This window comes from Photobacterium sp. GJ3 (assembly GCF_018199995.1).
Classification (GTDB): Bacteria; Pseudomonadota; Gammaproteobacteria; order Enterobacterales; family Vibrionaceae; genus Photobacterium.
The window spans coordinates 2,091,851-2,114,752 of sequence record NZ_CP073578.1 but is presented as its reverse complement, the minus strand read 5'-3'; the positions used below and the strand labels follow the sequence as shown (position 1 = coordinate 2,114,752).

The window sequence follows — 22,902 nt, the reverse complement described above, 5'->3', positions numbered from 1 at the left end:
TGTCTATGGTTGAATTCACTGGAAGCAAAATAAGGATAATGCCATGTCAGTTTTTGATAACCAGCAGCACTACGGCAAGGTCAGCCGCTTTTTTCACTGGGGAATGGCGATTTTATTGTCGGCTCAATTTTTGACGGCTCTGACGCGTTTCTTCTTTGAGGACGCCTGGCTGGACAAGCTTTTATGGGGACTCCATAAGCCGATGGGCTTTTTGCTGCTGCTGTTTGTGCTGCTCCGGGGGCTTTGGGCGCTGATGAATCGGTCCCGTCGCCCGGCATCAGTCAACCGGGCAGCAGTGCTGGGCCACCGGGCCTTGTATGGGCTGATGTTTGTCATTCCTGTACTGGCGTTAATTCGTCAATATGGTTCAGGCCGCGCGTTCTCTCCTTTTGGCATCCCGCTGATGGATGGCTTCGATGGTGAAAAAATCGAGTGGATGGTCGGTCTGGGAAATCTGATTCACGGGGAACTGGCCTGGTTGCTGCTGGCTTTCACGCTGGGCCATATCGTGATGGTTTTCTGGCACCGAATCAGAAAAAGCCATGAAGATGTGCTGACCCGGATGTGGTAATACAAGGATACATGAGTCGAAATGGTCTGCCTGAGCAGGCCATTTTTGTCTGAACGGATGGATCTCTGTTTTCAGATTTTTGTTTTAAAAACGGTTTTTCCTGTAATTTTCATCTTTTGCATTGTCCGGCTCCTTATACTCATCAAAAAACGGTGTCTGTCCTGTTGATACAGTCCTGTTGATACAAGAATGCCGTCTGTTGGTTGGGAGGAGAAAAAGATGAATCAATATCTCGCCGAGTTTATCGGGACTTTCTGGCTTGTGCTGGGGGGATGCGGCAGCGCCGTGCTTGCGGCGGCATTTCCTGAGCTGGGGATTGGCTTTATGGGCGTCGCCCTTGCATTTGGTCTCACTGTGCTGACCATGGCGTTTGCGATCGGGCATATTTCGGGCTGTCACTTAAATCCTGCCGTGTCGTTCGGATTGTGGGCTGGGGGCCGTTTTCCCGCCAATCAACTCTTACCCTATATCATTGCCCAGGTGCTTGGTGGTTTGGTTGCCGGGGGCGTTTTGTATGTCATTGCTTCCGGTCAGGCGGGCTTTGATCTCTCTGCCGGATTCGCCTCCAATGGCTATGGCGAGCACTCACCTGGCGGTTATTCATTGCTTGCGGCACTGGTGTGTGAAGTGGTGATGACCATGATGTTTCTGATTGTCATTATGGGGGCTACAGACTCCCGCGCTCCCGCAGGCTTTGCCCCGATTGCGATTGGCTTGTGTCTGACACTCATTCACTTGATCTCCATTCCTGTCACCAATACTTCGGTGAATCCGGCCCGGAGTACTGGCGTTGCGATCTATGCCGGTGACTGGGCGCTGGCGCAACTCTGGCTGTTCTGGATAGCCCCCATCATCGGCGCAATCATCGGCGCTTTGATCTACAAGACGGTGGCTGCAGAATCGGCAGACCACACTTAATCAACCTTATTTGAGGGTATCGGTATCAATCTGCTCTGGTCCATGTTTACATGGTCAGCAAGGTCATGTTTTCAGTCCGCATGATTTCTTTTGTGAAACTGAGTGCATTGCCTGTAAAATACTGGCTGTTTGAATGGATGGGAGAATGTAATGTCAGACTCGATCACCGAAAATACGCAGCAATTGGGTGCGGTTAACCAGAAAGTCGTGGCTGAAGGGGAGCGTTTACCTGCGGTCAAGCTGAAGGATGGGACCCAGGTTCAAACCGGAACGGTTGCAGCGATGCTGCACAATATTGAACGTTTTAATGCCGGACATCGTGATGCGGTTGAGGCAGAGCTGGAGATGGCGGTGCCGACCTTAGTGAAAATCGGTCTGTTTGATTTATTTTGCCCGGATGAGTGGATCAATGGCAATAATGCAGGACGTCGGTTTGTCGGTCGCAAAGCCAAGCAGTATTTAGACTCAGAAAAAGCTGAGTGAAGGCGCATCATGTTCAAGGCTTTGTTCGACTATAAAATCTGGGCGAATCGGGAAATCTATTCGGCCGTGAGCCAGATTGACGCCGAGCGTCATCCGCGGGAACGACATATCGCGATTCGGTTGCTCAATCATATCTATGTCACGGACGATATTTTTAAGGCGCATCTGAGCGGTCATACACATCATTACACCGCAACCAATACCGAAGAGACGCCAGCACTCGAGACGCTCCAGACACAAGTTGCAGCATTAGATCACTGGTATCTGGATTATGTGACTTCTGCTGACGCAGCAACTTTGAATCAACCGATTCAGTTTCAGTTTACGGATGGTCAGGCTGGGTGTATGACGCCGCAAGAAATGCTGTTCCATATCCTGATGCACGGCGGATATCACCGGGGTGCTGTCGGGCGGATTCTGGCGGAGCTGGGAATTCAGCCCCCGGCAGATACACTGGCTGGCTTCTGGCACCAAACACAGCCGCAGAGACGCGAAAAATAGCGTTCATCGCCTGCCGGTGGCTGCGAATGATTGGATCTTTGTGAGTCAGAATTTCCACTTGCTAAACTTAAATAAAGCACACGGAAATTCTGTGGACACAATCATGCATGAATATCTGCAACTTGATATCCAGTACGACATTTATTTTCTGTCGGATCCACACGGTCAGTATCAACTGATGCTGGATGTTCTGGAGAAAGTCGGATTCAGGTATCCACACAACGGACAGATCAGGGATCGGCTGTTTATTCTGGGGGATCTGATTGACCGGGGTCCAGACTCCATGGCAATACTGGCGTTCGTCCAGAACAATCCTGCAGTCTATGCCATTCAGGGGAATCATGAGCATATGGCATGCCGTGCAGTCCGGAATCCGGATCATCTGGCCTTATGGCTGATGAACGGTGGCCGTTGGCATGAGCACTGCGATCCTGAGGCATTACAGGCATCTTTACGGTTTGCGCAGGCACTGCCTGTTTGTTATACCCTGCAAATTAATGGTCATCAGATTGGTCTGGTCCATGCGGCGGTCCCTTCACCGTTCGACTGGCAGCATTTTACGCATTGCTGCGACGATGGACAGCTGAGTGACGAAGCGTTGACGGATGCGATCTGGGATCGCGAAGCATTTCTGCATGAACCCGAGATGGCTATCGCGCATATTGATGCGGTGGTGATGGGCCATAACATTGTCACAGGCTTAAAACCGAAAGTGTGCGGTAATCGGATTTATATTGATGGTGCGATGTCGATGGGAGATCGGGGGATGATTTTGAAATACCGCCGGGGCGGGGAAGTGCTCGGGCTGTTTCAGGAATATGCGTTTCTCCGAGAAAAAGACAGCGATCAGTTGGTCTGGATTTAAAGCCAGACACCGGTTTCAGGATACTCCGAGATGACCCAGCGCCCATTGCCTGAGAAAATCTGCCCGGTTTGTTTACGACCTTTTACCTGGCGAAGAAAATGGGCCGATTGCTGGCATCAGGTCATCTATTGCTCAGAACGCTGCCGCCGACAGAAAAAATCCCGCCGTGCTACCACGGAATGACGCGGTTCCCCGATAAGGTTTTTCATGATGCTCCTTGTCGAGGGGATGCCGACAAGATCACTCTGCCATCAGCTTGCAGTGAGTCCCGTAGTCTTCGATGACTTGCCGGGCATAGGTCAGACAGGCTTCGATGATTGCATCCGTCTGTTCCGGCAAGAGCTGAATCATGAATTGCTCAAAGCGGGTTGAACGTCTGTCCCCGCGAGCATGGGCCAGTGCGAGCGCTTCACCACAGGCTTGTGCATATTCGCAAAAATGCTGTTCCGGACTGGTATCGTTCAGGATGATCGCTTCGGGTTTGACCGATAAGCGCGCATGATGACGGGAACGAACCAGCCAGTGCTGATTGTTCCAGACGACTTCATCAAGAAGCAAATCCGGGCGGCGCTGCATAAACCGCTGACAGTCGGCGGTCAGGTGTGCCGGATTCAGTGTGTTCACCGGGCTGAGATTCGGAAATGAGAAAATGGGTGCTGCCTGACGCTGTTGCTTCACTTCAACAATGTGGCACAAGGGTAAATCTTCAATACTTCTGCAATCACCGGGACCGACCAGAAAGTAATAACGCATGGCTTCATGAGAGCCCGTGCCCGCATGAATGCGAACGACGATATCCAGCACCTCATCATCCAGATAAGGCCGGAAGGTCGTTTTCAGAAGGGCATATTCTTCAGACGGCAGCCGCACATATTTACCGGGCTTCTCCGCAAAGCGTAACATGCCGTCTTCAACCAGCGTCGATTTTGCCAGCTGACTTTTACTGTAAAAGTCTTTTCCTCCGGCGCAGCGCTTGGCCGCTTTCCGGCTGTATTTATGCAGCACATGATGATCATCAAAAGATTGCAGGACATTGAATCGTGTTTCTTCATGGTCAATCACTTGTGCCAGTGTTTTCAGGTAGACCTTCAGAAACTGCTGACTGGCTTCGCGCACGTCGTCGTCATTGATGGCATTCAGATCGTCATCAATCTCTGTTTCATCGGTCAGATATTTTCCTTCCAGCAAACCGCGTGCGAAATCGCCAGCGAGTGACAGGCTGGTCAGGAAACGGGCCAGATCCCAGACCGCGTAGCCAACACAGGCATCATCAAAATCATTGGGGGCGAAAATCACCTGATCGCTTTGCGAGCCTTCTTCGGTCATGAAGCCAAAGTTAGACAGATGACAGTCGCCCATGATGAATGTCTGTCCCGGTTTGGCGAGCAGCAGAGCGGGTAGCTTCAGAACACCGGCTGCCAAATCGGCGTAGAAGATCTGAGCAGACCCCCGGAAAAACTGGAAAGGGCTCCAGGTCATTTTGGTATGTTTGTTCAGCGGATGCTGGGTGGAAGGTACGGTGCCGTCGATGAGTCTGAGTTGATCGCAGAGAAAATCGGGTCTGGAGGTCATGCAGTTGCCTGAATCGTTGCCAAGTCTTTTCCAGTATTGTCGATGCAGGCGAGAAGAACAAAAAAAGTGGGAAAATAGTTAAAAGCCGGGCAATGAACTGACCCCCAATAGTTGGACACCAATTATTGGGGGTCTTTTATGTCCAAATATTGCCGCGAATTGAAGTGCGTCATTGCTAAGCAGTGCTTGAGTGGCGTGCCATCCGGTCTTTTATCCAAGCAACATTCCATCTCTTCTAGGCAAATAAGGTACTGGACTCAAGTCTTTGCTATTCACGGTACTGATTCATTTTTACCAACAGCTCATACATCAACGGCTGAAGCTAAGCTCCAAGCATTAAATTTAATGTGGACGAATGGCTGGTCTCTGACGCACACTAGTGCAGTCTTAAATCTCTCTACCCCTGGGATACTATCTGTTTGGCTCAAAAGATATAAAGAGCAAGGTATCAAAGGGCTTAAGCCTCACGCAATAGGAAGGCCACCCATGAAGCAGCAACCTCAACGTACGACCAAATCAGATGATGAAATGACGCTTGAGGAGCTAAAAGATGAGTTAGCCTACTTGAGAGCAGAGAATGCTGTCCTAAAAAAGTTGGAGGAGTTAGAGCAGGAAAAGCGCCGTCAAACAAAGAAAAAACGGCAATAGCTCTAACTCTAAGAAACACGCACTCCTTAAAAGACCTACTCCAAGCTCTCCAGCTTGCGAGAAGTGCATTCTATTACCAGATGCAAGCCAGTAAGCGACCTGATAGCTATGCGAATGAACGGGAGCTGATAACGTCAATTTATCATGAACATAAGGGACGATATGGCTATCGCCGCATTCACTTAGAGCTGAGAAAGCAAGGCATCATACTGAACCACAAGACCGTACAGCGGCTTATGGCTCAACTTGAACTGAAATCGATAGTCAGGCCGAAGAAATACCGCGCTTACCGAGGCGAGTCTGGAAAAGTTGCTCCTAATGTACTTGAAAGAGATTTTACGGCGACCAAGCCAGATGAGAAATGGGTAACTGACGTTACGGAGTTCAAAGTCAAAGAGCAGAGAGTTTACCTATCACCCGTGGTTGACTTGTTTACTCAAGAAGTCGTTGCTTATAAGGTTGATAAGAATGCACGCTTGTCGCTCGTTACTGACATGTTGACGGAAGCGATCTCGAAGCTAGCTCGAAACGCAAAGCCAATCATACATAGCGATCAAGGTTGGCAGTATCGTCACCGGACATACCAGCAGACAGTGGCTGCCAGAGGGTTAACGCAAAGTATGTCGAGAAAAGGTAACTGCTTAGACAACGCCATCGCTGAGAACTTCTTTGCCCTGCTCAAAACCGAGATGTACCATAACCAGCACTTTGAAGACGCAAATGATCTCATAGAGAAAATCCAAGAATATATTGAGTATTACAATACCAAACGCATCAAGGTGAAACTAAAAGGCCTGACACCGATAGAATATCGGAAGCAGGCCTTACAAGCCGTTTAACAGAAATGTCCAACTTTATGGGGTCACTTCACAAGAGGCCCGGCTTGAATGTGTTTATTTTGAGATGGCCTGCGCAGGCTGGGCTGCGGGTTGCACCTGAGCTGGCGCGCCGCGGCGGATCATCACCGTCATCGACAGCAGCACCGTGACGACGCCATAGCTGACACTTTCCCAGGGCACCATGTCGCCGGTAAAACGATTGACCAGCATCACCAGCACGGGGATCAGGTAGGTATAAGCCGAGACCTGTTCCGGTGCCAGCGCCACGCTGCCTTGCTGAAACAGGAAGAAGCTGATTGCGGTCGCAAACACAGCCAGATAGCCAATGCCCAGCCAGATATCTCCCGGAATTTGCGTCCATTGGGTTTGGATCAGCTGCGGGGCGGTGGCAAGGGTCAGCAGGCCTGTTGCACAAATCAAAGTCCAGCAGGTCAGATGAACAAAGGACTCACCTTTGTAGCACTTCTTCACAATGATCGGGTTCAGCGCCATGCCCAGACAGCCCAGCAAATAGATTTTGTTGGAGGTTGTCATGGCAATGGAACCGGCCGCAGATAAATCCCCCCGGAAAATGATCAATGCAGCACCCAGCATGCCCCCGACAAGCGACAGTGTCACGGCAAGGGAGGTCCGGCGCTTAAATACAATAGCCGCCAGCACGGCGCTCATCAAAGGGACCGTGGTGTACAACGCACTGGCATCCAACGGGCTGGTTTCACGCAACGCGATGAACATGGCCACAAAATAGCTCAGCGCAGGCAGGCTGATCAGCGTGTAGCGCCCTAAATCCTTTGCTGAGGGGATACGAAATTGTCCCTTCAGAATCAGCAGGCCGACAAAGAGTACACTGGCCAGCAAATAGCGCACCCAGGTCACGATGAGTGGATCCATGGTTGCCGTAATATGGCTGCCAATCGGGAAAGACAGACTAATCAGTACAGTGAAGAAAAATAACTTCAGGTGTGAAATTTGGTTCTGTGACAACATTTAACTTCTCAATGACTAAGAACGATGCCGAATGTGGAGCATTTAACCAAAACCTGACTGGTAAGACAAGAAAATTTGACCCAAAAGTTAGATCAAAAAATGGCAACTCAAGTTGCCAAGTGTGAAGTGTGTCATGTCATTTGTTGTAAAATTACAACTTATCAGAGGGCTGTAGCAGGTTTTTGAGTCAACAATGCGATGAAGTTCCGGTGGGTTATTCCGCTATCAGTGGTCAAAGTGGCGGTAAATTAGCCGACTCTCAATCTGATTTATCTTCTTCTGGGAAGTGGACGCATCTATAGCGTATCCAAGTATTTGCATACTTGATGAGATGTTTTCCTAATGAGTGGTCATGATGGCGTTTAAAAAAATAATTTTGCTGTGCAGCATTCAGTTGGCTGCCTGTTCGGATGTTCCAAAAGAATCAGTGACTATTGATCTCGGCTATCAGCCGAATCAAGCATTCACGATCCAAGAAAATGTGACTTTCAAAATGGATTCGGATTATCAGGGGCAAAGACCGCCGGAACTGGCGTTTTTACTGGAGATGATTCCGGATGACTTAGAGGTGAAATCGGAAAGGGTTGTGAATCTGTCAACCGCGGCAGCAGAAGCGGATGGCTCGGTTCCTCTGGAGCTGGATATTCAGAAGTTCCGAAATTCTTCTACTGAAGAGCCTTCATCCATTGAGTCGCCGGAAGCCGTTGAACTCGAGGGTGTTCGCATACTGGCTAAGCAGTCTGCAACCGGTGAGGTTCATTTCGAAAAAACACTTGGCGATGCTCAAGTGGACGTGGCTGACGAAGATGTGCTCGAGTTGCTGCCACAGTTCGTGATGTATGCGGACCTGGATCAGAAAACATTCGAGGTTGGGGAAACACTCTCGGTCAAAATGCCGATTGACGAGCTGGCTGACGGTCAGCGTATTGAGGATGTGAATGTCCTCTATACACTCAACGAAATTAAAGATCAGAAAGCCTATTTTGATCTGAAGGTGAAGCCGGGTACGACCATCAATATCCACTCGAACACCCATGCTGAAATTCATGGTGGTGGGACGATGGTTTACGATATCACGCGTCATTACATTCCGGAGCAAGAGACGTTGTTTGAAATGCGTTCCTCTACCCGGGTTGCGATCGGCGCTCTGAAGATGAATGTTTCTTCTGGCATCTCGACGAAAGTTACCCTGCGTTGATTCAGTTGAATGCACAGGTGATGGTACCTGTGCATTCAAAACCGCTCGCGAACCAATCCGGATCGGGAAGCCAACTCAGACAGAAAAAATATGAGTTTGGGTGAATATTGATCCAGATCCATGCCTTCTCCGATTTTCTGCGCAACAATCACGGTTCACTTACTCATAAGGAGCCGGACACATGAAAGCCGCTGTTGTGAATGAATTCAAAGGGAAACTTGAAATCAAAGATATCCCTGTTCCTGCCGTGAAACCTCGCGATGTTCTGGTGAAAATCCACGCCTGTGGCGTATGCCATACCGACTTACATGCCTGCCATGGCGATTGGCCGGTTAAACCCAAAATGCCATTGGTGCCTGGCCATGAAGGGGTGGGCGAAATCGTTCAGGTTGGCAGCGAAATCCATCACCTGAAGATTGGCGATCGTGTTGGCGTGCCCTGGCTGTATTCAGCCTGTGGTCATTGCGACTATTGTTTGTCGGGTCAGGAGACTCTGTGCCTGGATCAGCACAATGCGGGCTATTCTGTGGATGGAGGATATGCCGAATATTGTCTGGCCCATGGCGAGTATGTGGTCAAGGTCCCGGATGGACTGTCTTCTGTTGATGCTGCGCCTTTGTTCTGTGCCGGGGTGACAACCTACAAAGCGCTGAAAGTGACCGATGTGAAACCCGGGCAATGGGTTGCGATTATCGGTGTTGGTGGCTTGGGGCATCTGGCGGTTCAGTATGCCAAAGCCATGGGGATGAACGTGATTGCAGTCGATACGGGTGCCGAGAAAATGGCACTGGCAAAAGAACTGGGTGCAACACACTGCATCGATTTTATGAAAGAGAAACCTTCCGAGGCGATTCAGCGATTGGTGGGCGGGGTCCATGGGGTCGTCTGTACTGCCGTTTCGAAACCCGCGTTCGAGGAAGCCTATCGTTCAGTCCGCCGTGGCGGAAGCTGTGTGCTGGTGGGTTTACCACCGGATGAAATGCCAATCCCGATTTTCGATACGGTCCTGAACGGTATTAAAGTGATTGGCTCGATTGTCGGGACACGTAAAGATCTGCAGGAATGTTTGCAGTTTGCAGCAGAAGGTAAAGTCCGGGCAATCACAGAAGTGAAGGCGCTGGAAGAGATTAACGAGATCTTCGATGACATGATGAAAGGTGAAATCACGGGCCGGATTGTCATGAATTTGGAGTCGTGATTGCGGTTGATACCCTCGAATCTTATCCCGCCGGACTGTACCAGCCCGGCGGGATTTTTTGATCCGGTTCCTGAACAGTTCGCTGCCCACGCATCACAGTGCAGAGAATGCAACGTGAGTCGGTTGCCAACTTACCCTTTCCTTACTGTGAACCTGTCCATCGCCAAACGTCGAATTGACTTCAGTCATGCCTAATTTTTCCGACCAGAAAAATTTGACATCGCCTAAAAATATGCATTCATTCACCTATCTTTTTAATTCCATTGTTAACTGATTCATTTCAATCCATAAAACTAAAACGAGCCCTTTAGTTGATGATTCAAATCACTTTTGGTTTAAATCATAAAAAGAAAGCCTGAAAGTGTCGCGAAATTGAGAAAGGACCAGAAAAAGGCCAAAGGTTTAAAGAATGAGGCAGTTTTAAGATCATGAAAAATAGGTAATTAACCCGGTCGGTGTGTGTTGATATCCCTGTTTGTTATTTTTTTGACGTGAACTAAAGTTAGCAATACAAAAGTCGTAGCAAAATAAACTGAGGGTTAGCAGGGATGTCTATTAAACCATACAGCCGACTGGCACTCGTTTCTGACGAGAGTATTCAAGCCTCGATATTAAAAGAGTATTTGATTCGACATGTAAAAATGACGGTCAATTCGATCTCGATTGATGAGATGAAGGCGTTATCATCAGGTGAGATTGAAGAAACACTCTTCTTGCTGGATTCTGCCAGTGCAACGAAAAAGTCGAATGAACATTATTTAAATACAATTGCCGAAATGGAAGTTATCCCTTCGGAAGTCTTAATTAATGTTCCCAATGATGTTCAGGTCGAAGCGCTGAAAATATGGCCAAATTTAGTGGGCGTGTTTTATACCAGTGATTCTCTTGAGATATTATCTGAAGGGTTAACAAAAATACAAAATGGTGAATTATGGTTCAGTCGAAAATTGTGTCAGGCATTGATTTCAGAATACCGGAGTACGCAGACAAGTTTCCCAAAGATGACGGTTGAATTAACCGCAAGAGAAAAGGAAATCATGCAGTTGCTGGTCTCTGGTGCTTCAAACTCGCAAATTGCTGAGTCTCTGTTTGTCAGTGAAAATACGGTCAAAACCCATCTTCATAATGTTTTTAAGAAAATTAAGGTTAAAAACCGCCTGCAGGCTTTTATGTGGGCGAAAAACCATACCTTGAATAGTTTAAGCTCATGAAAAAATTGAACCTGACGCTCTTGTGCATGCTGTGCATGTGCCCGTTATTTGTCTTTTCCCAGGCACAAAACTCCGGGAAAGAGCAACCTCTGGAAAATGGGAAGAAACTTGAGAATGGTCCGAAGCTTGAAAGTGATGAACCGCTTGAAACGAAAGGTCGACTCGAAAACCTGGACAGTCTGCGTGAAATCAGCGGTGCAGTGATCGACCGAACGATGACACGACTGGGAGAAAGCTTTTATTCACTGTTTGCACAGAAGCTTGAAGATCAATTGGATGAATTAAAAGAGAACTTAGTGGTAAAAGAAAGGCCGACCGCTTTATCCGGAAGTATTATCAGCATTTATCACCGGCAGAATATGATTTACAGAACCGCACTTTCTCCGGGGCGACAAAATGCTGAGGAAAAAACGGACCAGGCCGTCAATGCAGTCAAAAACTATGTTCTCAGATGGCGAATAGAGCGGTATTTAAAAGATACCTTCGATGTTGACTATGACGAAATTTAAGGAGCAAACTCATGAAAAGGAAGTTTTGTATGCTGCTATTGTTTGGCTGCATGAGCTGGAATGCACAGGCGACCGAACTGATTTATACACCTGTAAACCCAAATTTTGGCGGGAACCCTTTAAACGGTAATTTCTTGCTGGGTGTTGCAAATGCCATTAATGATCACAAAGATCCATCAGCGAGTGATCCGTTTGAGCAACAGTCAGATTTAGAACGATTAACGGCAAACTTAGAGTCCAGATTAATCAGCCAGTTATTGGCTGATGTGGGGAATGGCAATACAGGGCAACTCACAACCGATGATTTCGTCCTGAATATTCTGGATGATAACGGCACCTTACTGATTCAAATTACGGATAAACAAACGGGAGAGTCATCAACCATTCAGGTCAATGGTTTGATGCCTGATTAACAGGGAGTTCGTCATGAAAAAGTTGATCCTTTTGTGCTCTGTGTTGTTCGTCAATGCATGTTCGAATTCAATGCGAATGCCTGATGCAGACAGGGAACCAACCTTAATGCCCCGTGGGGCAATTTTTGAGGATTTAGTGTCTTTGCCGATGCCTCAGGGGCAGATATTTGTCTCTGTTTATGATTTCAGAGATCAGACCGGGCAGTATAAGCCGCAGCCGAACAGTAACTTTTCCACAGCGGTTCCTCAGGGAGGGGCGGCGCTGCTGACCACTTCTTTGCTGAACTCCAAATGGTTTATTCCGCTGGAGCGGGAAGGGCTGCAAAATTTGCTCACAGAGCGAAAGATCATTCGTGCGGCACAGCAAAAGCAGGAAATACCGGTGAATCATGGTTCGCATCTTCCTTCACTGATGTCATCGAATATTGTCATTGAAGGGGGGATCGTGGCCTACGATACCAACATTCAGACAGGTGGTTCCGGTGCACGTTATCTGGGGATTGGTATTTCTTCACAATACCGGACCGATCAGGTGACGGTGAATCTCAGGGCTATTGATGTGCGGACCGGGCGGGTTCTGGTGAGCGTCACAACCAGTAAGACGATTCTTTCACAAGAGTTTCAGACAGGGGTCTTCAAGTTTATTGATTACAAAGATCTGCTGGAAGCGGAATTGGGCATCACAACCAATGAGCCGGTCAATATTGCGGTGATGTCTGCGATAGATGCTGCAGTGATCCAACTGATTGTGGATGGGATCAATACCAATCTCTGGAAACTGGCGAACCGTGCAGAGATCAATAACCCTGTGATTCAGAAGTATATGTTTACAGAGCAGCCGATTATTTAAATTATCGCCATAAATTTAAATCATTGATATCAAGGGCCTTCACTTTGTGTTGGCCTTTTTTGTTGTCATCCCAAAGCCACTGACGATGGCGGTGGTAAATGTTTATTGATAGATGTTATTTATTTGAAAGTGATGAGGATATTGTTGTGGTACTAAATTGTATTGTAAATCACATTGGAGAACAGCCGGTTAAGTAGGTAACACAATGGTTTATTCGCTCTCTGACTGAGATTTTATATTGTAAATAACTGATTTTGTTATAAATGTATCTGGGTGGGGAGTCGTAATTTTCAATTATTATAATTGATAAATTCACTATTAAGTTTATGGTGCAATTTTATCCGAGTGCCATAATATTTTTACGACACCTGTTTTCTTCTGGATAAGAAAATGAAACATTTGAAAAGAATAAATTCTGGATTATTTGCTTTATCTTTTATTTGCGCGCAGGTATCGACTGCAGGTGAATTAGCAAATAATGAATTGAATGAGGTTTGGGGGTCAGATGACAATATTGCTTCTATTGAAGCATATGGTGCAACTGATAGTACGGCGATTATTGTTCAAAAGTCTGGAGGAGGTCTTGGAGGGAATCAAAGTAAAATAAAAATAAGTGGTCATGATAATTTTGCATACTCTCATCAAGAGGGACATTACAATCGTTCATATATTGAACAGGATGGGAATGAAAATTACGCTGCGATTTATCAAAATGGAATTGGAAATGATGGCAGCATAGAACAATACGGAAATGGAAATACTGCAATTTTAAGCCAGAGTGGTATTGGCCATAGTGACAGTATTACCCAACATGGCGACGATAATTTAGCAGTTGTTGTCAATAAGCCTTATGTCCTTTTTTCTGGGTTCGACATCAATCAAAGCGGTCATGAATCCATCATGATTTTAAATGGCATGAGCAGAAATATTTCAGTTTATTAACACAATTAAGGAAAGTACCATGAAAAAGTTAGCTTTAGCAATCTCAGTGCTGTTAGCCTCTGGTAGTGTTTATGCAACGAATACTTCTTTGAATACTGCTGTGGGCGGCAGTGACGGAAACACCGTGAATGTTTATCAGTTCTCTCCTGGTGCGGGTCATTTCTCATCGGTCTTTCATGACAATAACTCCGATGATAATACAACGACCGTCTCTCAGGTGGGCTTGACTCACGATTCAGAAGTCAGTTATGACCATGGCTCAAGTGATAACTGGTCTGTTGTCACACAATGGGGGGATTCAAATACTTCTGATGTGGTTGTTGATTTTGGTTCTGACGGAAATGGCGCGATTGCAACGCAAACTGGATTTGCAAACAGCTCTTATATTGAAATGAATTTTAATGCCGACGATAACTTTGCTGCGCACACTCAGACAGGAGTTGGGAATACAGCGGTATCCGTTGTCTTCGCTGGGGATGAAAATATCATGACCACCACGCAGAATGGTGCGGGTAACTTCTCGAATATTTTCGCGGCAGGGGCGCCATTTGATAATCCGGATAATAACATCGTGAATGTTTTGCAAAATGGGGATGGCAATATTTCAACCGTCTTGCTGAATGGCGAAGCAGATAACAATACTGTTTCTGTAAACCAACTGGGTGATGCTTCATTCGCACTCGTGTCCATTACAGGGTTCTTTGGTCAGGCGGATAATAACTCAGTGAGTATTACGCAGACGGATCTGGATACAGCGATTGATACTATTGTGAACTCATCAGGCAATAACTTCACCACAGTTCAGTTTTAATTATTTATCGCTGTCCTAAGTGTTTTTAAATTAAATCTTCTATTGAAACGTAAAAGTTTTATAAGGTGTTATCATGAAAAAGTTAGCTTTAGTAATATCAGTATTGCTCGCTTCTGGTTCTGCTTATGCAACGAATACATCACTGAATACTGCGGTAGGCGGCAGTGATGGAAACACCGTGAATGTCTATCAGTTTTCACCCGGTGCGGGCCATTTTTCATCGGTTTATCATGCCGGTAATTCAGACGACAACACCACCAGTGTTTCTCAGGTGGGTCTAACGCATACCTCTGAAGTGAGCTATGAAGATGGTTCTGATGATAACTGGAGTCTGGTCACGCAGTGGGGCGATTCCAACGTATCCGAAGTGATTGTGGACGACGGTTCTGATGATAACAGTATGGTGGTCACGCAGACAGGTGCTGGTAATGATTCGTACATTCGGATGGACTTTAATGCCGATGGCAACTTTGCCTCACACACCCAGTTGGGGAGTGTGAATACAGCCAGTACTGTGGTCTTTGCGGGGGATGATAATATCCTCAACACGACGCAGATCGGCACAGGTAACTTTTCAACAGTGGTTGCTACTGGTGCACCGTTTGATAACCCAGATAACAACGTTGTAAATGTGCTGCAAGAAGGGGATGGCAATGTCTCTACTGTTTCGCTGATTGGCGAAGCGGATAACAACATGGTGGGTGTAAATCAGCTGGGTGATGCTTCATTAGCAGTGGTGACAATTGTCGGGGCGGGTGGTCAGGCCGATAATAACTCAGTGAGTATTACGCAGACCGATCTGGATGTTGCGATTGATACCATCGTGAATTCATCGGGTAATAATTTCACCACGATTCAGCTCTGATGTGATGAACGGATAATGATAAAGCGGCGAGGTTCGTCGCTTTATCTTTTCCGATTGAAATACAATGGAATACAAAAATGCAGGTAGTGGCGAAAAGGAATACTTCTCTCATCGTGTTCAGATGTTTACGTTCTGATGGTAAACATGAATGAAAATAACCGAAGTCATTATATGAGCAGAAGTGAAATTCATATCACTTGACAGAGATAGGGTAATCCCATGAACAAGATCATGCTTGCAGCTTCTGTGCTTATTGCGTCAGGCAGTGCAGTTGCAACCAATACATCTTTCAATACAGCGGTGAATGGTAGTGACGGAAATACGGTGTCTGTCTATCAGTTTTCTGGTGGCTCTGGCCACTATTCGAGCGTTTACCACGATAATCATTCTGATAACAATACAACCACGGTGAATCAGAGTGGTGAAACGCACATGTCAGAGATCTTTATGGATCATGGTTCCAGTGAGAATACGGTGACGATTGCGCAAGTTGGCACAACCCAGACTTCCTGGGTGAGTGCGGATTTGAATTCAGATAACAATGTTGTTTATGTCAGCCAGACTGGTTCAACCAATGGTTCAATGATTTTGATGGTGGATAATGCAGATTATAATTCAGCATCAGTAACACAGAATGGTTCTATGAACACATCGGATATTTATATTACTGCAGGTGATGAAAATATTCTGAGTACGACGCAAATCGGCAGTGCCAATATGGCGATGATTGATATTTCGGGTGCGCCATTTGATAATCCGGATAACAATATTGTGAATGTCTGGCAGCAGGGCGATGGTAATCTGGCTCAGGTTGCGTTGGCAGGTGAAGCGGATCACAATACCGTTGGTGTGACTCAGTGGGGGAATGCATCGACGGCGACTGTGAATATCAGTGGTGTGGGTGGCTCGGCGAATCATAACACCGTGATCATTACTCAGACCAACAATGATGTTGCGACCGATACGATCGTGAATTCTTCGGGGAACACCTTTATCACGACGCAGCTGTGATGGCGCGTATACGTAGTATGAAAGCGGCGATGGCAGCCGCTTTCATGATGGCGACCAGTGCTGTCTGGGCTTATCCTGAATCTCTGTTACAAGAACCGGTGACTATAGACTGCCTGGTTGACGATCAAACCGTCGCGCTGGCCGTGGTTGCGCTTGAATCTGCCAGCGTTGATTTAGAGATGCTCTCTGCCGCCGGAAACCGAATGCGCAATACCATGCAAGGCGGCAGCAAAGCCCAGATGCGGATGGATCGCCGCCAGTTTCCGGTTCAGGTGACAATTGAAACGCAAGGTGAAACCACCGGCCTGACCATTTCAGAAGACTGCAAGATCACCACAGATGTGCCCTGAATCAGGGGTGCATCTGTTTTTTCTCCTGATGGTCACTGAAATGCCCTTCAATCTATGAATGTTTGAAAAGTAATATGTGCGTAAGTGCACAAAAATGCAGTCATTCAAACGCGGTACTCACTTTCTTGTCACAAGATTGTTATGATGAGCGCTTGCTTCCGAATTGCTGAATATCGCTCGGGAGCTCAGGCGTTTTTCCGGATATGTCATGTGGACGGAAATTCAATCAAATCACCGAATATCACTATTTTTTGACTGTGTAGCAGTGACAAAATTCGTTAGTTAACACTATGTATATTCAAAAAATTAAGCCCAATCGTGATGATGTACGCGTCATTTTGAGTGCATCAGACGACTATATGTATGCTTTATATCCACCTGAGACCAATCATCTCGAAAGTGAAGAATCTCTGATGAATGAGAATGTTCACCTGGTTGGTGCTTTTGTTCGCGGCGCGCTGGCAGGTATTGGCGCCGTTAAAATGATGCATGATGACGGTGAGTACGGGGAGATTAAGCGAATGTTTGTGCTGGATAACTACCGTGGACTGGGAATATCACGGCAGATTATGGAAGCGCTGCATCAGTATCTGAAGCATAACGGCGTTCAGGTCGTCCGGCTTGAAGCCGGTGTCAGTCAACCCGAAGCACTGGGCTTGTATCAGACACTGGGATACCGGGTGCGTCCGCCGTATGGTCTGTATCAGGAGCACCCTTTGAGTATTTTTATGGAGCTTGACCTGAATACTGTGGAAGCTTAACCGGCTCAAGTCAGTGATTTTTCGTACAGGAGAATTGGCTGAAGTATTCGGTGAAAAAGGGAAGCACGCTCGCTCCGTGTTTGGGGTTGTGTCTGTTCGTGGCAATTTGCCTTTGATTATCGATTCTATTTTTGAAATCGCGGATTGAGTGATGTCGCGATGCCCACGGTTCTGTGATTCACGACTGAAATAACGGCCCCAGCGATCTGGGGCCGTTTTTTTACATCACCAGGAAATCAGCATGAAAGGTAGTGGCCCTGGTGATTCACCAAAGAGAAAATAATCAGCAAAAATCAATTATTTTTCTTTTGAAAAGTGAGACTTAGCGCAATCAATTTTATTGAGAGTATTGACCTCGAACGCAATAACAGCGACCCTAATGTGTGTTGTGCAATTGGGTTCATCTGCGCAAAGTGGCACAGTGTGGTGTCACCCTGCCTCACCAGTTGTTCTTCACCGGAATGAAGGAAAAATTCACACGTCAGTTAGTGATAAGGAAAAACATGTTCAACGAACGGCTAAAATCCCGTTATCAGCTCGAACCGTTTACAGAAAAAGATCATGCATTGCTCATTGATTGGGTTATGGATGAGGAATTCAATTTACTCTGGGGTGGGCCGTTGTATCAGTTCCCCCTCACCACCGAACAAATTTCGAACCATGTTTCCCGTCCTGAAATTCATCCGTTCCTATTTACCGTTGCCGGACAAGTGAAAGGCTATGTTGAGCTGTGTGACAAACAGCAAAATCAATGCCGTTTGTGTCGTGTATTGATTGCCAGCGAGTCTGAACGTGGCCATGGATACGGAAAAATCATGATTGAACTGGCCATCGACGTTGCAAAAACGAAGCTCGCTGCGGAAGAAATATCGCTGGCTGTTTTTGAGCATAACTTCAGAGCGATCAGCTGTTACCGGGCACTGGGGTTTGAAATTTATCAGGCCGATCAGGCATCCCGTGTTTTTCAGGGGCAGCCCTGGACTTTACTGCAAATGAAAAAATCCTGCATCTGACCCTGTTGTGTTCTCGGACGTCCATGTTCAGTGCCTGTGATCTCAGATGAAAGTGAACAGACCCTGATGACAGAGTGCTAATCTGAATAGAGACGCGATAACAAGCACCTGAACCGGTGATGTGAATCGGATGGGCCTTTTCAATTTGTCAGACTCGCTGCCTTGCGACAAGGAGTGAACATGAGCCTGGAACACTTTAAGTATGTCAGCTATATCGCTGCATCTGATACGGATGTCTGGAATGCGCTGTTCGATCCGAAAATGACTCAGCAATACTGGGGACATATCAACGAATCCGATTGGAAAGTAGGAAACCGGTGGGCACACATCCGTGCTGATGGTTCCGAAGTTGAGGACGTCTCCGGGAAGGTATTGCAGATTCATCCGCCGCATCACTTGGTGCTGAGCTGGCAGGAACCGGATGCGCATCATGGCGGGACTCATTCATCCCAGGTCAGCATTGCACTGGAAAGTCTGGGGCAGGATACCCGACTGACTGTGATTCACAGCGATTTACAATCCGGCTCTTTGAGCTATCAGGATGTTTCTGAAGGCTGGCCAGCCATCATCAGTAATCTGAAAACACTGTTGGAAACGGGCAAAGTGATGGATAACGATATCTGGTCTGCCAATTGAGCTGTCTGCTGATGCCGGATTACTGGCGTTTGAAATAGCCGGGCATACTCTGTGACGGAGGTGGCGGGTACATGCTGGCAGCAGGAGCCGGAGCCTGAATTTTGAATTGCTGCTTCATTTCATACATCGAGAAATCAGCTTCCTGCAGCAGTTCCGACAGGCTCTTACTGCCTGGCACATAAATGCTGAGTCCGATGCTGGCAGACACCGTGACTTCCCGATCTTTGAGCTGGATTGGGATACGCATGACGTGATCCAGGGTATTGAGCAGGAAGTGTGCCACATACTCATGATTCACTGCATGCGGAAAGGCTTGAATCACCGCGAATTCATCGCCCCCCATCCGTGCGACATCCATGCCTTCATGGGTTAAATTGTCCAGCCGTCGCGCAACCGTCTTCAGCAGCTGATCGCCCGCGCCGTGGCCGAGGGTATCATTGATTTCTTTGAATCCGTTCAGATCAATCAGATAAAAAGCAAATACATGCTGACTCTTTTCCATCGTTTTCAGCTTACGGTTCAGCCACAGACGATTATGAATCCCGGTGAGTGAATCGTACATGGCGAGCTTGTGGTGAGCCTCTGATTCCTTCTTGAGCAGATAAATCATAATGAGGCCAATCAATACTGTGGAGAAGAGTAAGGAATGAATGAGCCAGCGCTGTGAAATAATGTGATTATATTTTGACTGTAACGCATTGTTTGAAAATAGGAATGTCTTTAGCGCATAGCCCATTAACTCATCATAGTCAGCTTTAATCTGGTTCAGCAGTACAATGGATTCCCCGGGGGTGCTGAGTTGCAGTAAAGCATGTTCGTAGTCTTTCACAAGTTGAAAATGATGCTGAAAGGTTTGTAATGAGCCTAGCGTATCGTGCAAGCGATTGATCTGACTGCTAACCTCAATAGAATTAAAGCGACTCAGCAAAATTTCGTATTGCAGTAGGGCATCATCTTTGGTTGCACGTCCCACCTCGTATTCATGGAGCTGGAAAATTAACTGGCTGTATTCATCCCCCAGTTGCATCATGAACCAACTGGCCAGGTTCTGATTTTTACTGACGGATTCCGCATTCGATTCCAGAGCACTGACGGACACAAAAGTGAACACGATCAACAGCGGTGCTGCCAGAAACAGCAGCTTCTTCATCCATGGCATCCCGGCCAGATTAAATACTTTCAATGGCTTGAAAATGATCATATTAAGGGACCACGTTGATTTCGTGTAACTGCCAGACCATCTTTTCCAGGAAACCTTGATTGATCAGTTCCGGATGACGGTTAATCGCAAAAATCAGCCAGTAAGGGCCATAGTCACGTACCTGCATCCACTCGCCGTTACGTTGTATCGCCAGAATAGGCTGGTATTGCTTGATATCTTGCCAGTCCAGTTCAGCAGAGAAGCGATTTAAGGCGGAGAGGTAAATCTTGCCAGGCTGAATACGATAGTGTGTCAGCAATGAATATAAATTCACACCGCGAAATTCTGGAATGCCGTTTACCCAAGGCATCGGCGTTGATACGGATTCTTGAGGAAAAGCGGCAAGTTCATCACGGCTCAGAGTGACCTCGACCGGATCTCCCGCCTCAGACAAACCGGATATTATCAGCGGCGGCGGATTGAATGCAGTCGCTGGTGTGCCATACAGTCCGCAGAGCAGCAGGCCAATGCTGAGGAGATATTGTGTGAATTTATACTTCATGAGAATCACATGTACCTCAGCTCATCGTAACTTTGGTGCTTAAATACAAAGATAGACATATAAAAATGCAAAGCAATACTTTTATAGAATGACTGTGAGGCGGGGAATGTTTCGACAAGAATTTCATAGGCGATAATAGATACGTTATATGATGATTTTGTGGGATTTTATGTTTTTTTGACCCGATGATGAAACTTTTCTGTCACCTTAAAGAACACCTTCGCTTCAAATTTTTAATGAATTAATCCTGTTTCATATCTGGGTTTGGTACTTAAGTTTAGGCTGATATATGGCATTCTGTTCCTGAAAGCCGTGTTTCTGGACATTTTAGTGAGCGTATCTCAGGTTTCACTGATATACAAACCATGTGGCTTCAGAGGTTTAGCGGGGAGCATCGGGATCCGAGAACCGGCTCTTACGGCACGTTGGACTGGTTAACAGAGCCCAGCCAGAATCGCCGGGCTCCCGGTATTGGCTAGAGTAGTGGGCTGAACATATAAAAACATTGCTCAAGAAATTTATGGCCGAGCGAACGTTTTTTCCAGGACTGATGATCAATCCGGGTGGATTGCTTGATGTATTCCTGCTGTAGCCAGGCCAGCTGCTGTGTGAATTCAGGGCTGTCCACAGACAAGGTCACTTCAAAATTCAGCCAGAGGCTGCGCATGTCCAGATTGACTGTGCCTATCAGGCTGTGTGTCCCATCGACCACGACAGACTTGGTGTGCAGCAAGCCACCATTGAAACGATGGATAGAAACTCCGGCACTTAAGAGTTCAGCAAAGAAAGACCGGCTGGCCCATTCGACCATCAGGGAATCATTCTTGGCCGGGATAATAATGTGGACATCAATGCCTCGCTCTGCAGCACTAATCAGGGCATGCAGCAGATGTTCACTCGGTACAAAATAAGGGGTGGTGATGACGACGCTCTGGCGAGCCTGATAGATGCTGATCAGCAGCACCTGATGAATGATTTCGTCTGGCATCCCGGGGCCGGATGGAATGACCTGAATCATATCGTTCTGTTCGGTCAGCGGGGTCACGCCGCACTCAGGCACCGGGGGTAAAAAACGTTGCCCGGTTTCCACTTCCCAGTCCCAGGCCTGAATACAATTCAGGACAGACACAGTTGGTCCGGTAACCCGGACCATCACATCGATCCATTGTCCGACACCTGCGTCGGTTTTGAAGAAAGCAGGATCAACCAGGTTCATCGAACCGGTGTATGCAACATGGGTATCAATGACCACGATTTTCCGGTGTTGTCGTAGATCCAGCCGACGCAGAAACATCCGGAAAGGGGTGACTGCCAGCGCCTCAGTGATTTCAATGCCAGCGTGGCGCATCAATCGGGGCCAATGAGAGCGGAAGAAACGCATACTGCCCGCAGAGTCGAGCAAGATTCTGACCTTTACGCCTCGCTTAGCTGCCAGAATCAATGCGGTGGCGACTTCATCGGCCAGTCCGCCCGGATGCCAGATATAGAATTCCATGTGGATTGAGCGATGTGCCTGATGAATATCATCAATGAGGGAGCGCAGAATGGTTTGCGGGGTATCCTGCAACGTCAGGCTGTTCCCAACCAGTGCTGGAATCCCAAGCCGGTTTTCACATAAATCGTGAATGGGTTTGGCATGCAGGCTCATCAGCTGGGGTTGGTGGCCCGGGCAGTGATACAGTTGCTTGAACCAGCTCGCGAAGGGTTCAAACATTTCCACCGCTCTGAGCGCTCGCTTTTTACCCAGGTTGAGTTCGCCAAAGAGCAAGTAAGCAATAATGCCGCCGATGGGGATGATATAGATAATCATCAGCCAGGCCAGAGACACGCCGACAACGCGTCGTTTGAAAACGACCCGCATAGTGACGGCTGCAATCGCTATCCAGTAAGCGAACAGACTGAGCCAGGCTAAGACTTGGTAAATATGATCCATAGAAGCGGTTTGTCTCTCAATTGCATACACGGCTTCTATTCTGCACCGGAATCCCTTGAAAACATAGATTTAAGCAGAAACTTGACTGATTTTTAATTTTTCAATTTGTATCAG

General features: G+C 47.2%; 27 protein-coding genes. 22 read left to right on the top strand and 5 right to left on the bottom strand.

Translation table 11 applies throughout. The features are described from left to right. The first annotated feature begins 43 nt into the window (after window positions 1-43). The 6 genes from KDD30_RS09480 to KDD30_RS09455 all read left to right on the top strand — a co-directional run bounded on the left by KDD30_RS09480 (window position 44) and on the right by KDD30_RS09455 (window position 3,521). Window positions 44-571, top strand: a complete 528-nt coding sequence (locus KDD30_RS09480; protein ID WP_211645643.1) for a cytochrome b — start codon at window positions 44-46, stop codon at window positions 569-571. 219 nt (window positions 572-790) lie between these two features. After that, window positions 791-1,489: an aquaporin Z gene (gene aqpZ / locus KDD30_RS09475; RefSeq protein ID WP_211645642.1), complete on the top strand. Its 699-nt coding sequence runs from the start codon at window positions 791-793 to the stop codon at window positions 1,487-1,489. 150 nt (window positions 1,490-1,639) lie between these two features. Beyond that, a complete protein-coding gene (locus KDD30_RS09470; RefSeq protein ID WP_211645641.1) occupies window positions 1,640-1,972 on the top strand; it encodes a hypothetical protein in 333 nt (110 codons plus the stop codon). A gap of 9 nt (window positions 1,973-1,981) precedes the next feature. After that, window positions 1,982-2,473, top strand: a complete 492-nt coding sequence (locus KDD30_RS09465) for a DinB family protein (RefSeq protein WP_211645640.1) — start codon at window positions 1,982-1,984, stop codon at window positions 2,471-2,473. Window positions 2,474-2,564: 91 nt separating this feature from the next. Beyond that, window positions 2,565-3,338: a metallophosphoesterase gene (locus KDD30_RS09460; protein ID WP_211645639.1), complete on the top strand. Its 774-nt coding sequence runs from the start codon at window positions 2,565-2,567 to the stop codon at window positions 3,336-3,338. A 30-nt stretch (window positions 3,339-3,368) separates the two neighbouring features. Continuing rightward, entirely contained in the window at window positions 3,369-3,521 is a 153-nt protein-coding gene (locus KDD30_RS09455; protein ID WP_211645638.1) for a DUF2256 domain-containing protein, read from the top strand. Between the two features lie 57 nt (window positions 3,522-3,578). Here the strand turns inward: KDD30_RS09455 and KDD30_RS09450 are convergent, their stop codons facing one another. After that, complete coding sequence (locus KDD30_RS09450) at window positions 3,579-4,910, bottom strand: DUF2252 family protein (protein WP_211645637.1); 1,332 nt, start codon at window positions 4,908-4,910, stop codon at window positions 3,579-3,581. A 138-nt stretch (window positions 4,911-5,048) separates the two neighbouring features. Between KDD30_RS09450 and KDD30_RS09445 the strand changes: the two genes are divergently transcribed. Together KDD30_RS09445 and KDD30_RS09440 are read left to right on the top strand one after the other, a co-directional pair. Beyond that, window positions 5,049-5,558: a helix-turn-helix domain-containing protein gene (locus tag KDD30_RS09445; RefSeq protein ID WP_211645636.1), complete on the top strand. Its 510-nt coding sequence runs from the start codon at window positions 5,049-5,051 to the stop codon at window positions 5,556-5,558. Then, window positions 5,555-6,397, top strand: coding sequence for an IS3 family transposase (locus KDD30_RS09440; protein ID WP_211649390.1), 843 nt, complete (start codon window positions 5,555-5,557; stop codon window positions 6,395-6,397). The genes KDD30_RS09445 and KDD30_RS09440 overlap by 4 nt, the downstream gene beginning before the upstream one ends. Window positions 6,398-6,451: 54 nt before the next feature. Here KDD30_RS09440 and KDD30_RS09435 read toward each other — a convergent pair whose 3' ends face one another. Continuing rightward, window positions 6,452-7,384: a DMT family transporter gene (locus KDD30_RS09435; RefSeq protein ID WP_249199099.1), complete on the bottom strand. Its 933-nt coding sequence runs from the start codon at window positions 7,382-7,384 to the stop codon at window positions 6,452-6,454. Between the two features lie 352 nt (window positions 7,385-7,736). Between KDD30_RS09435 and KDD30_RS09430 the strand changes: the two genes are divergently transcribed. The 14 genes from KDD30_RS09430 to KDD30_RS09365 all read left to right on the top strand — a co-directional run bounded on the left by KDD30_RS09430 (window position 7,737) and on the right by KDD30_RS09365 (window position 19,152). Continuing rightward, complete coding sequence (locus KDD30_RS09430; protein ID WP_211645635.1) at window positions 7,737-8,582, top strand: hypothetical protein; 846 nt, start codon at window positions 7,737-7,739, stop codon at window positions 8,580-8,582. Between the two features lie 181 nt (window positions 8,583-8,763). Continuing rightward, entirely contained in the window at window positions 8,764-9,780 is a 1,017-nt protein-coding gene (gene adhP / locus KDD30_RS09425; protein WP_211645634.1) for an alcohol dehydrogenase AdhP, read from the top strand. 548 nt (window positions 9,781-10,328) lie between these two features. After that, window positions 10,329-10,991 carry a LuxR C-terminal-related transcriptional regulator gene (locus tag KDD30_RS09420; RefSeq protein WP_211645633.1) on the top strand — a complete coding sequence of 221 codons (663 nt, stop codon included), beginning with the start codon at window positions 10,329-10,331 and terminating at the stop codon, window positions 10,989-10,991. Next, window positions 10,988-11,500, top strand: coding sequence for a curli production assembly/transport protein CsgE (locus KDD30_RS09415; RefSeq protein WP_249199082.1), 513 nt, complete (start codon window positions 10,988-10,990; stop codon window positions 11,498-11,500). Before KDD30_RS09420 ends, KDD30_RS09415 begins: the two co-directional genes overlap by 4 nt. Before the next feature lie 29 nt (window positions 11,501-11,529). Continuing rightward, window positions 11,530-11,913: a curli assembly protein CsgF gene (locus tag KDD30_RS09410; protein ID WP_371826091.1), complete on the top strand. Its 384-nt coding sequence runs from the start codon at window positions 11,530-11,532 to the stop codon at window positions 11,911-11,913. A 13-nt stretch (window positions 11,914-11,926) separates the two neighbouring features. Continuing rightward, window positions 11,927-12,763, top strand: a complete 837-nt coding sequence (locus tag KDD30_RS09405) for a CsgG/HfaB family protein (RefSeq protein ID WP_211645631.1) — start codon at window positions 11,927-11,929, stop codon at window positions 12,761-12,763. A 390-nt stretch (window positions 12,764-13,153) separates the two neighbouring features. After that, window positions 13,154-13,705, top strand: a complete 552-nt coding sequence (locus KDD30_RS09400; RefSeq protein ID WP_211645630.1) for a curlin subunit CsgB — start codon at window positions 13,154-13,156, stop codon at window positions 13,703-13,705. Between the two features lie 19 nt (window positions 13,706-13,724). After that, window positions 13,725-14,516 carry a hypothetical protein gene (locus KDD30_RS09395; RefSeq protein WP_211645629.1) on the top strand — a complete coding sequence of 264 codons (792 nt, stop codon included), beginning with the start codon at window positions 13,725-13,727 and terminating at the stop codon, window positions 14,514-14,516. Window positions 14,517-14,589: 73 nt separating this feature from the next. Beyond that, complete coding sequence (locus KDD30_RS09390; protein WP_211645628.1) at window positions 14,590-15,381, top strand: hypothetical protein; 792 nt, start codon at window positions 14,590-14,592, stop codon at window positions 15,379-15,381. 219 nt (window positions 15,382-15,600) lie between these two features. Next, entirely contained in the window at window positions 15,601-16,392 is a 792-nt protein-coding gene (locus KDD30_RS09385) for a hypothetical protein (RefSeq protein ID WP_211645627.1), read from the top strand. Further along, a complete protein-coding gene (locus KDD30_RS09380; protein WP_211645626.1) occupies window positions 16,392-16,742 on the top strand; it encodes a hypothetical protein in 351 nt (116 codons plus the stop codon). The genes KDD30_RS09385 and KDD30_RS09380 overlap by 1 nt, the downstream gene beginning before the upstream one ends. 290 nt (window positions 16,743-17,032) lie before the next feature. Continuing rightward, window positions 17,033-17,503: a GNAT family N-acetyltransferase gene (locus tag KDD30_RS09375; protein WP_371826038.1), complete on the top strand. Its 471-nt coding sequence runs from the start codon at window positions 17,033-17,035 to the stop codon at window positions 17,501-17,503. A 503-nt stretch (window positions 17,504-18,006) separates the two neighbouring features. Continuing rightward, entirely contained in the window at window positions 18,007-18,516 is a 510-nt protein-coding gene (locus tag KDD30_RS09370; RefSeq protein WP_211645624.1) for a GNAT family N-acetyltransferase, read from the top strand. 180 nt (window positions 18,517-18,696) lie between these two features. Beyond that, window positions 18,697-19,152, top strand: a complete 456-nt coding sequence (locus tag KDD30_RS09365; protein WP_211645623.1) for an SRPBCC domain-containing protein — start codon at window positions 18,697-18,699, stop codon at window positions 19,150-19,152. Window positions 19,153-19,171: 19 nt separating this feature from the next. Here KDD30_RS09365 and KDD30_RS09360 read toward each other — a convergent pair whose 3' ends face one another. From KDD30_RS09360 to cls, 3 genes are all read right to left on the bottom strand, one after another. Beyond that, complete coding sequence (locus KDD30_RS09360) at window positions 19,172-20,353, bottom strand: GGDEF domain-containing protein (RefSeq protein WP_211645622.1); 1,182 nt, start codon at window positions 20,351-20,353, stop codon at window positions 19,172-19,174. 1 nt (window position 20,354) lies between these two features. Then, complete coding sequence (locus tag KDD30_RS09355; RefSeq protein WP_211645621.1) at window positions 20,355-20,855, bottom strand: oxidoreductase; 501 nt, start codon at window positions 20,853-20,855, stop codon at window positions 20,355-20,357. Between the two features lie 475 nt (window positions 20,856-21,330). Beyond that, window positions 21,331-22,788 carry a cardiolipin synthase gene (cls, locus tag KDD30_RS09350; RefSeq protein WP_211645620.1) on the bottom strand — a complete coding sequence of 486 codons (1,458 nt, stop codon included), beginning with the start codon at window positions 22,786-22,788 and terminating at the stop codon, window positions 21,331-21,333. Between the last annotated feature and the right edge of the window lie 114 nt (window positions 22,789-22,902).

What these genes read in the sequence shown, in the direction of transcription:
- KDD30_RS09480 (WP_211645643.1), top strand. Translation starts at nt 44, where the DNA reads ATGTCAGTTTTTGATAACCAGCAGCACTACGGCAAGGTCAGCCGCTTT.
- aqpZ (WP_211645642.1), top strand. Translation starts at nt 791, where the DNA reads ATGAATCAATATCTCGCCGAGTTTATCGGGACTTTCTGGCTTGTGCTG.
- KDD30_RS09470 (WP_211645641.1), top strand. Translation starts at nt 1,640, where the DNA reads ATGTCAGACTCGATCACCGAAAATACGCAGCAATTGGGTGCGGTTAAC.
- KDD30_RS09465 (WP_211645640.1), top strand. Translation starts at nt 1,982, where the DNA reads ATGTTCAAGGCTTTGTTCGACTATAAAATCTGGGCGAATCGGGAAATC.
- KDD30_RS09455 (WP_211645638.1), top strand. Translation starts at nt 3,369, where the DNA reads ATGACCCAGCGCCCATTGCCTGAGAAAATCTGCCCGGTTTGTTTACGA.
- KDD30_RS09450 (WP_211645637.1), bottom strand. Translation starts at nt 4,910, where the DNA reads ATGACCTCCAGACCCGATTTTCTCTGCGATCAACTCAGACTCATCGAC.
- KDD30_RS09445 (WP_211645636.1), top strand. Translation starts at nt 5,049, where the DNA reads ATGTCCAAATATTGCCGCGAATTGAAGTGCGTCATTGCTAAGCAGTGC.
- KDD30_RS09435 (WP_249199099.1), bottom strand. Translation starts at nt 7,384, where the DNA reads ATGTTGTCACAGAACCAAATTTCACACCTGAAGTTATTTTTCTTCACT.
- KDD30_RS09430 (WP_211645635.1), top strand. Translation starts at nt 7,737, where the DNA reads ATGATGGCGTTTAAAAAAATAATTTTGCTGTGCAGCATTCAGTTGGCT.
- adhP (WP_211645634.1), top strand. Translation starts at nt 8,764, where the DNA reads ATGAAAGCCGCTGTTGTGAATGAATTCAAAGGGAAACTTGAAATCAAA.
- KDD30_RS09420 (WP_211645633.1), top strand. Translation starts at nt 10,329, where the DNA reads ATGTCTATTAAACCATACAGCCGACTGGCACTCGTTTCTGACGAGAGT.
- KDD30_RS09415 (WP_249199082.1), top strand. Translation starts at nt 10,988, where the DNA reads ATGAAAAAATTGAACCTGACGCTCTTGTGCATGCTGTGCATGTGCCCG.
- KDD30_RS09410 (WP_371826091.1), top strand. Translation starts at nt 11,530, where the DNA reads ATGCTGCTATTGTTTGGCTGCATGAGCTGGAATGCACAGGCGACCGAA.
- KDD30_RS09405 (WP_211645631.1), top strand. Translation starts at nt 11,927, where the DNA reads ATGAAAAAGTTGATCCTTTTGTGCTCTGTGTTGTTCGTCAATGCATGT.
- KDD30_RS09400 (WP_211645630.1), top strand. Translation starts at nt 13,154, where the DNA reads ATGAAACATTTGAAAAGAATAAATTCTGGATTATTTGCTTTATCTTTT.
- KDD30_RS09395 (WP_211645629.1), top strand. Translation starts at nt 13,725, where the DNA reads ATGAAAAAGTTAGCTTTAGCAATCTCAGTGCTGTTAGCCTCTGGTAGT.
- KDD30_RS09390 (WP_211645628.1), top strand. Translation starts at nt 14,590, where the DNA reads ATGAAAAAGTTAGCTTTAGTAATATCAGTATTGCTCGCTTCTGGTTCT.
- KDD30_RS09385 (WP_211645627.1), top strand. Translation starts at nt 15,601, where the DNA reads ATGAACAAGATCATGCTTGCAGCTTCTGTGCTTATTGCGTCAGGCAGT.
- KDD30_RS09380 (WP_211645626.1), top strand. Translation starts at nt 16,392, where the DNA reads ATGGCGCGTATACGTAGTATGAAAGCGGCGATGGCAGCCGCTTTCATG.
- KDD30_RS09375 (WP_371826038.1), top strand. Translation starts at nt 17,033, where the DNA reads ATGTATATTCAAAAAATTAAGCCCAATCGTGATGATGTACGCGTCATT.
- KDD30_RS09370 (WP_211645624.1), top strand. Translation starts at nt 18,007, where the DNA reads ATGTTCAACGAACGGCTAAAATCCCGTTATCAGCTCGAACCGTTTACA.
- KDD30_RS09365 (WP_211645623.1), top strand. Translation starts at nt 18,697, where the DNA reads ATGAGCCTGGAACACTTTAAGTATGTCAGCTATATCGCTGCATCTGAT.
- KDD30_RS09360 (WP_211645622.1), bottom strand. Translation starts at nt 20,353, where the DNA reads ATGATCATTTTCAAGCCATTGAAAGTATTTAATCTGGCCGGGATGCCA.
- KDD30_RS09355 (WP_211645621.1), bottom strand. Translation starts at nt 20,855, where the DNA reads ATGAAGTATAAATTCACACAATATCTCCTCAGCATTGGCCTGCTGCTC.
- cls (WP_211645620.1), bottom strand. Translation starts at nt 22,788, where the DNA reads ATGGATCATATTTACCAAGTCTTAGCCTGGCTCAGTCTGTTCGCTTAC.